At 69.9% G+C, this 1,453-nt stretch carries 2 protein-coding genes; one reads left to right on the top strand and one right to left on the bottom strand.

The features are described 5' to 3' along the window. Nucleotides 1-257: 257 nt before the first annotated feature. Complete coding sequence (locus ABZW30_RS47000; protein ID WP_355677495.1) at nucleotides 258-1,019, top strand: DUF1062 domain-containing protein; 762 nt, start codon at nucleotides 258-260, stop codon at nucleotides 1,017-1,019. On the opposite strand, the gene ABZW30_RS46995 is transcribed toward ABZW30_RS47000, so the two are convergent. Then, nucleotides 968-1,453 (bottom strand): IS5 family transposase (locus ABZW30_RS46995; RefSeq protein WP_355677494.1); only part of this gene is annotated, 486 nt, incomplete at its 5' end. The two genes, ABZW30_RS47000 and ABZW30_RS46995, sit on opposite strands and share 52 nt — an antisense overlap.

The following is a 1,453-nucleotide window of genomic DNA, read 5'->3' as shown; positions in this document are numbered from 1 at the left end:
GGCGGGGCTGCGCGCGACCGCTGGCCGAGGGCACGGGGAAATTCGGTTGCCGCGGGCCGCCGTCTCGATCACGATCTCCCGCATGGACTTTTGATGACTGCCACGTAGTACGTACCTGTCGCGCGATCGACCTCGGAGCCTGACGACCCGGCCCCGGGGCGATGGGTCGCGCCCCTCGTGAGCATCGGTCAGAGAGTGGGAGTCGCCGAGTGAGTTCGGCATGCCCTCCTGCTGAGTCCTGAAAGCATCCAACACACATGAATACCGACCGCAAGGCCCTGTGGGCCGTGCGTCAGTCCGCCCTGCCCACCGTCGTCCGGTCCTGCCCGGACTGCCCTGGCATGCGGCACCGCGCCTCGGGGAAGATCCGCGTCAACGCGAACGGCAAGCTGCTCGACGTCTGGCTGCTGCTGAGCTGCGCGACGTGCGACCGGACCTCGAAGGTGCCCGTCCACGAGCGCGCCCACGTCTCGACGCTGGAGCCGGCCCGGCTGGTGGCGTACGAGATCAACGACCCGGCAGCGGTACGGGAGTTGGTGATGAGCGTGTCGCTCGCGGCGAAGAACCGGTACCGGCTCGACTGGACCGGGACGTGGGAGCTGGAGACCGGCATGCCGCTGTACGCGCTCGACGACCCGAACCCGCTCTCGGTGCAGGTGCGCTTCGAGCTGCCCGCGCCGGTCCGGGTGGAGCGGCTGCTCCAGCTCGGTCTCGGCCTGAGCCGGGCCGAGGTGCGCCGTCTGGTCGCGGACGGGCGGATCCGCCTGCCGTTCGCGCCGGACGCCAAGGCGCACCAGGACTTCGAACTCACCATCCACGGACCCGGTTCCGTCGATGCGGCCAAGCACGCGAAGTCCCTCGATGCGCCCGACGCCGAACGCACCGACCTGGCTCGGATCGGGCTGCCGCCCGCACCCGGCCGGGAGCTCCCACGCCGGGCCACGGCGGCTAGGACTTGTCCGGTCGATCATGTGCGGAGCCAGATGACGAGGGCGGCTGCGGTGACGGTTCCGAGGTAGGCGTATCCGCGTTTGTCGTATCGGGTTGCGACTGCTCTGGCGTGCTTGAGCTTGTTGATGGCCCGTTCGACGGTGTTCCGGTTCTTGTACCGCTCCAGGTCGAATGCCGGTGGCCGCCCTCCGCGCGATCCCTTGCGCAGGCGGGCGGTCTGGCTGTCGGTCTTCTCCGGGATCGTGTGCCGGATGCCGCGTCTGCGCAGGTAGTCGCGGCACGGCCCGTTGCTGTACTCCTTGTCAGCGGCCAGACCGTCGGGCTTCTTGCGGGGCCTGCCCGGCCCGATCCGCGGGACACGGAGCTTCTCCAGCACCGGCTCGAACTGCGTGCAGTCCGCCCGCTGCCCTGGTGTGATGATCAGGGACAGCGGGCGGCAGCGGCCGTCCGCACCCAGGTGGACCTTGGTGGTGAACCCCCCCGCGCGAGCGTCCAAGGCCCT

The sequence above is a fragment of the Kitasatospora sp. NPDC004669 genome, assembly GCF_040609455.1.
In the GTDB taxonomy this organism is placed as follows: Bacteria; Actinomycetota; Actinomycetes; order Streptomycetales; family Streptomycetaceae; genus Kitasatospora.
The sequence above is the reverse complement of the archived record's forward strand: the minus strand, read 5'-3'. Positions and strand labels throughout refer to the sequence as shown.

Coding starts and splice junctions, on each gene's coding strand:
- ABZW30_RS47000 (WP_355677495.1), top strand. CDS start 258: ATGAATACCGACCGCAAGGCCCTGTGGGCCGTGCGTCAGTCCGCCCTG.